General features: G+C 45.1%; 5 protein-coding genes. 1 reads left to right on the forward strand and 4 read right to left on the reverse strand.

The annotated features are described in order from the left end of the window. Positions 1 to 64: 64 nt before the first annotated feature. From NQS30_RS12990 to NQS30_RS13005, 4 genes are all read right to left on the reverse strand, one after another. Positions 65 to 1,498 (reverse strand): SulP family inorganic anion transporter, encoded by a 1,434-nt coding sequence (locus NQS30_RS12990; protein WP_015239048.1) that lies wholly within the window; start codon positions 1,496 to 1,498, stop codon positions 65 to 67. A gap of 231 nt (positions 1,499 to 1,729) precedes the next feature. After that, the gene (locus NQS30_RS12995) at positions 1,730 to 2,776 is read right to left on the reverse strand and encodes a zinc-dependent alcohol dehydrogenase (RefSeq protein WP_218791445.1); all 1,047 of its coding nucleotides are present in this window, start codon (positions 2,774 to 2,776) and stop codon (positions 1,730 to 1,732) included. Beyond that, the gene (locus NQS30_RS13000; RefSeq protein ID WP_192452833.1) at positions 2,751 to 3,701 is read right to left on the reverse strand and encodes an inositol monophosphatase family protein; all 951 of its coding nucleotides are present in this window, start codon (positions 3,699 to 3,701) and stop codon (positions 2,751 to 2,753) included. Before NQS30_RS13000 ends, NQS30_RS12995 begins: the two co-directional genes overlap by 26 nt. Beyond that, positions 3,698 to 4,966, reverse strand: coding sequence for an aspartate aminotransferase family protein (locus NQS30_RS13005; RefSeq protein ID WP_029326112.1), 1,269 nt, complete (start codon positions 4,964 to 4,966; stop codon positions 3,698 to 3,700). Before NQS30_RS13005 ends, NQS30_RS13000 begins: the two co-directional genes overlap by 4 nt. A 228-nt stretch (positions 4,967 to 5,194) precedes the next feature. Here NQS30_RS13005 and NQS30_RS13010 point away from each other — a divergent pair, with 228 nt between their 5' ends. Then, positions 5,195 to 6,406, forward strand: coding sequence for an MFS transporter (locus NQS30_RS13010; protein WP_181005566.1), 1,212 nt, complete (start codon positions 5,195 to 5,197; stop codon positions 6,404 to 6,406). Positions 6,407 to 6,500: the final 94 nt, after the last annotated feature.

Raw genomic sequence — 6,500 nt, forward strand, 5'->3', positions numbered from 1 at the left:
CAATGCACCCCGGCAAATTTAACCGAAAAAAAGCCCGGATATATTCATCCGGACTTCACAAATTCTATGCCATTTGTTTCATTAAATCTCGGCTTTTCTGATTTAATCCCTTTAATTCAGCCTCAATTCCGTATTCTTTACATTTGGCGACAATTTTCTCAAGAGCCGCCGCTCCCGAATCATCCCACACGTGGGCATCGGTCAAATCAATGACAATCCGTTTCACGTTTTCATCATAAACGATGGCATTCATCAGTTCAGACACGGAAGCAAAAAAGATCTGTCCCGTTACCTTATAAGTTCTGACATCTTTCTGTTCGGAATGTGACACAATCTTCAGCTTAGAAATTTTCGCCGTAAAGAAGATCGCGCTTAATAGCACACCCGCGAAGACACCCTTTGATAAATCATTTGTCAGGACGACCGTCACGACGGTAATAACCATAACGATCGAATCAGTAAGGGGCGCTTTCCGCAAACCTTTAATCGATGACCAGTCGAACGTGCCGATGGACACCATAACCATCACGGCCACCAGCGCAGCCATCGGAATTTTCACGACGATACCGCTTAATACGGCAATTAAAAACATTAAAAACGCGCCGGCCGTAAAAGCCGATAACCGGCCGCGTCCGCCGGCTTTCGTATTAATGACAGACTGGCCGATCATGGCGCATCCGGCCATGCCTCCGAAAAATCCGTTCACAATATTGGCGATGCCTTGTCCGCGGCTTTCTTTGTTCTTATCACTATCCGTATCCGTCATTTCATCAATGATCTGGGCTGTCAGCAATGACTCAAGCAATCCGACGAATGCAAGCGCCAGAGAATACGGGAAAATAATCCGCAATGTCTCAAACGTCCACGGGACATCCGGTATCAAGAAATGCGGAAGTGAACTTGTGATCCCGCCCATATCACCGACCGTGCGGACATCCGCATGGAAGACCACCGCAATGATCGTCATGACAATAATCGCCACCAGCGGAGACGGCACAGCCGTCGTAACCTTCGGCAATAGATATATGATAGCCAGTGATCCGGCAAGCATGGCGTACATGACCCATGAAGCTCCTTTGAACTGCGGCAGCTGCGCAGAAAAAATCAAGATCGCCAAAGCATTCACAAATCCGATCATGACCGAACGCGGAATAAATTTCATCAATTTCGCTATCTTACTGACACCAAGAATAAATTGAATAATACCTGTCAAAATGGTTGCCGCAAACAAATACTGCAGCCCGTAATCAGCCACCAATGTCACCATGACAACCGCCATTGAACCCGTAGCGGCTGAAATCATTCCCGGTCTGCCGCCGAAGATAGAAATAATAATCGCGATACAAAATGATGCATAAAGGCCGACCATCGGATCGACACCTGCAATAATTGAAAATCCGATCGCCTCAGGGATCAGAGCGAGAGCAACCAGAATACCGGCCAGAATGTCTTTACGGACATTCCCGAACCATTGCTGCTGTAACGTATAATCTTTCAAATGATAACGACTCCTTTTCACTATAAAAATCCGCACCCTATCAGTTGGAAACATTGATTTTCATCTGGGGAATATGAGGCAAGCTTACGGGGAAAAAGAGGACACGCTCAGAGTATAATGTCGTTGAGGAAAGGAATTGTTAACAAAGAGTATCATATTAAACTTTAAAGAAATGTGCAAGACCGTATAAATAAGAAAAGAAAACGACTCTCACTGGAGCCGTTTCCGCTTTTATAAAAGTTCCGGATCAGACACAAGAATCGTTTTTATTGCGCTGATATCCTTTCTTTCTTTTGTCACCGGGTCGATGCCCATGAGATGATCAATGGCTTCTTCATAATTCTTCAGTTCCGTCTTTTCCGTAATAAAATCATAGAGCTGCGGAAGGTCGGACGCGCATGCTAACGCGGCTTCCATGATCTGGCGGGCTTCACCTGTGCCCACAATCGTTACGCCGTTTGACAGCAGCTGGTACGGCCTGACCGTCATCTCATACGTATCATCAAAGCCCATCGGCACGATTCTGCCTCCCTTTTCAATAAAAGGATAAGCCCAATCAAGCTGGTTGCCGATCGCGTCAAAAATCACATCAAATTTTCTTCCTTGATTAATCCGTTTCACTTCATCCGCGGTTAATGCTTCAGGGTGGTAGACATAATCAGATATCCGGCTTGCCGCCTCGCTTCGGAAACTGTCTATTTCAGTCGCAACCGTCAATCGCGCCAGTTTTTTCACCATCATTTGCACAAGCAGTCCGATCGGTCCCGACCCCAAAACCAAGACCGAGTCCTCCGGCTGAATCGAAGCCTTGTCCACAACATTCAGCACACAGGAGAGAGGCTCAACCAATGTGGCCCGCTCCCATTCCATTGAATCCGGAATTCTGTACATGAACCTGTCTTCCCCCACGTAATATTCCGCAAACGTTCCGTGCGCCCCGATTCCGAGCTGCCAATCCTCGAAGGTTTCGCAATAACACGTCAGCCCTCTCCGGCAATAATGACATTTCCCGCAAAACTGCGTAGGATCTATCACGACGCGGTCTCCGACTTTTACATTTGTCACGTCCGGTCCGATTTCCACGACCGCTCCCACCGATTCATGCCCCATAATCATATGATGGGTTGCATTCATTTTTCCTTTCAGCACATTTAAGTCCGTTCCGCAGATACCGGTGCCGAAAATTTTCACTTTCACATCATTGGATTTCCGAATTTGAGGCTCGTCCACCTCTTGATATTCAAGCTTATCATTAGGAGTCCAGACCAACGCCTTCATATTTCTCTTCCTTTCTGCCCCAGCGGATTTGGTCTAACAATGTTTGATGAAGCTCCTTCGTTGATGCCGCAATACATGATTGCTGATTCTGATAACTTAAATCTGTCAGAAGCGTTTCGTCCAAAGACCGGCCGTACGCATCCGTAATGACCACTCCCGCCTTCTTCGCCAAAAAGACGCTTGCGGCAATATCATAAGGAAACAAATGCAGCACCTGTCCGTTCCCGACCTGCTTAAAATCTGAAAGCAGCTTCGGATCATCTTTCAGCAGACGATTGCCGATATCCACATAAGCATCCATCTGCCCCGTGATAATTCGTGAAATCGAATAAGAAGCGCTGTTAAAAACAAAAACCCCGCCATTATTGGCCGACTGGTCAATCAGATGGCCGTATGCGTCCGTCATCAGCTGCGCCGGATGCCCGTTAAATTCAAGGCTCCAAAACATATTTTTAATATCCCGCACTCCGCTCAAATTCGGCAATTCTCCATGATACCCTTCAAAATGAATGGCATCGCTGTATATATCACCGTACATATAAGCGCCTGATTTCAATTCAAGTAAAAAAGCAAACTCGATATCCTTAATCTTTGCGTTTGGTTTATACGAAGCAAGCGCAATCGAAATACACGACATTTCAAGTCCCGCGGCAGCCGGGCGCGTTCCGTCTATCGGATCTACAATTAAAATATATTGCGGATCTTCTCCAATCAGCTTCAGGCCGCCATCCTCCGTGTAAAAAGCAACCGGATGGCCCTTTTCTTGAATATAATCCAGCACCGCCTCCTCAGCAGCGGCGTCTATGTTAAATTGGGCGTCGCCTCCCGGAGAATAGCCGTTTACGAGCCGGTTTTTCAGCGTGCCTTTTTGATTTTTCACCTTTTGATAAACAAATTGTCCAAGCTCAATGATATAGTCTCTCACTTGATTTCCTCCAATAGCTTGCGAAGTCTGTAGCAGAGCACTTCGGCTTCACTAAGTGTTATGGTTAAAGGCGGACGGATTTTAAATACATTTCCGAATCCGTAACGGGATGTCCGGAGAATCAGCCCGTAATCCATTGCCCGTTTAGCAATATAATTGGTCAGCTCCACATCCGGTTCATTGTTCTCTTTAACAATCTCCACACCGATCATAAGACCGACGCCTCTTACCTCAGAAATAAAAGCGAAATCCTCTTTCATCGTTTCTAAGCGATCCATAATATAATGACCGACCGTCGTTACATTTTCCAAAAATCCCGGTCGCTGCATGATATCTATGGTTTTACAAGCGGCAGCGGCGGCCATCACATTTGAGCCGTATGTGAAGGAGTGCGTATACCCCGGAAGCCCGGTATACTTGTCCTCCGTCAGAGTGGCGGCGACTTGAAAGCCTGTGCCCCCGAGCCCTTTTGCTACCGTCATCATATTAGGTTTCACATCGAAGTGGTCCGCGGCAAACATTTTACCCGTCCGTCCGAACCCGGTCTGAATTTCATCAAAAATCAGAGCGATATCATGTTCATCACAAAGCTTTCTCAGCTGTTTAAAATACTCTTTAGGCGGAACGACATTTCCACCGTTTCCGGATATCGGTTCAATAATCATGGCGGCAATTTTCCCATTGCTCGCATACTCAATAAAATCATTAATTCTTTCTACGCACAGCATACCGCATGAATCAGGTTTCTGATTATAAAAACAGCGGCTGCAATAGGGATCGGGGACTTGCAGGCCAAAAGAAATTTGCGGCGGGAAAGGTTCTTTTCTGAATGAGTTGCCGGACAAAGCGGAAGTCATATACGTTTGTCCGAGGTGGCTTCGAAATAAGGAGATGACATCGGTTTTTCCGGAGTAATACTGAGCCATTTTAATAGCTCCTTCATTTGCACCGGAACCGCTGCTGACTTTAGGGTGTACTTTTGTGAGATTATCGGGGGCGATTTCTGCTAGTTTTTCTGCCAGTTTATTTACGGCGTCTGTTTGAAAAGATGATGTTACATGGATCAGCTTATCGGCTTGTTCTTTAACCGTATCAATGACCTCTTTGTTACCGTATCCTAAATTCAAGTTAAACGTGGCAGAGGCGCAATCAATGTACTCATTTCCCTCTTGATCGTACAGGTAAATCCCTTCTCCGCGCTCCATTACTACATCGTCAACACTGTAATACAAGCTGTCTGGATTCGTGATTTCCTTCGTTCCCACAAATACCACCCCTATGAAATTATTAGAATTTCGCTTTTTATCGTATAAATTATTGAAAATAATGTCAACGTTCTTTCTTGTAAAAAATGTTAACAATTTGTTAACGTTACCATAAGGGATGTACGAGAAAAAGTTATGTGATATAGTAACAATACTTGGATTTTTTGTAAAAACATCATGTCATACGAGTAGAGAGAAATATGATTTTACCAATAAGGAGATAAAATGATGAAAACTCGTCTGCTGTGGATAAGCTGTTTTTCTTATGGATCGATTGCTTTTACACTTGTTATTCTGGGAGCCGTACTGCCTGAGTTACTCACACATTATTCACAAAGCTACAGTAATGGCGGTGTATTAGTATTCTCTCAGTTCATGGGCTTTCTCATCGGAGTTATTGGCATGCCATACATGGTGAAAAAGCTTGGGCGCAAAAACGTCGTTATCTTTGGCCTGGCACTCATCAGCTGTGAAATGTTCATCACCTTCCTGCCGCCCTGGCCGCTGCTCTTTCTTCTCGTCAGCATCGCAGGGCTTGGCGCCGGATTGGTGGAATCCTGTGTAGGCACGATCATCCTCACCGCTATTAAAGAAAGACAGGCTGTGGCCATGAGCAAGATGGAAGTGGCCTACGGATTAGGTGCGCTGTTCATGCCTCTGCTCTCAGGCTTTCTTATCAACAACCACATGTGGACAATTGCTTTTTTAGTATTAGGGTTATCCAGTTTTGCACTCTTAATCGCATGGAAGCAGATGAGTTTCGGCAGTATTGATCAGCTTCTCATCCGCAAAGAGGTCTCTTCCGATGACACTAAAAAACAAAGCACCGGTTATCGGTCACACGGATTGCTGTTTATTGCCTTGGCGGGTGCTTATTTCTTCTTTTACGGCGGCAGTGAAGTTTCCATTGTACATTTTATCCCCTCCATCTTCGCTGAGAAATGGGATATCCCCAACTCTTTGGCAACGATAACAGTTACAGTGTATTGGACGGGGATGATCATCGGTAGGTTATTAACAGGCCCGGTATCAGAAAAGCTGACATATCACCGTTATCTCCGTCTCATAAGCATTGGCGGTCTGGCTGCACTTACCGTATTAGCATTAAGCAAAAACGTATGGTTCGGTTTTGCCCTTTGCTTCTTTTTAGGGCTGTTCATGGCAGGCATGTTTGCAATAGCCCTAATCATCACGAATCATTTTTATCCCGGAAAGACAGAAACAACTACCAGTATTCTGCTCGCTTCAAACGGATTAGGAGGTTCACTCCTTCCGATCGCCGTCGGCTGGAGCTTAGATGAATATCCCGCACAAACTGCGTTCTGGCTGTTTACTGCACTGATGCTCCTTATGCTGCTGATTGTGTTCAGTTTAAGAATGCTCGAGACAATAAAATCAAACAATCTTCAACATCACAACAGTAAAGCAAAATCAATGTAAACAAAAAAGCTAATGCCTTTGAAAGGCATTAGCTTTATATATCTATGTGATCTTTCATATAAAAAACCCAGTTCATCATGAACTGGGTAATATA

The sequence above is a fragment of the Bacillus sp. B1(2022) genome, from assembly GCF_040259625.1.
GTDB classification, from domain to species: domain Bacteria; phylum Bacillota; class Bacilli; order Bacillales; family Bacillaceae; genus Bacillus; species Bacillus velezensis.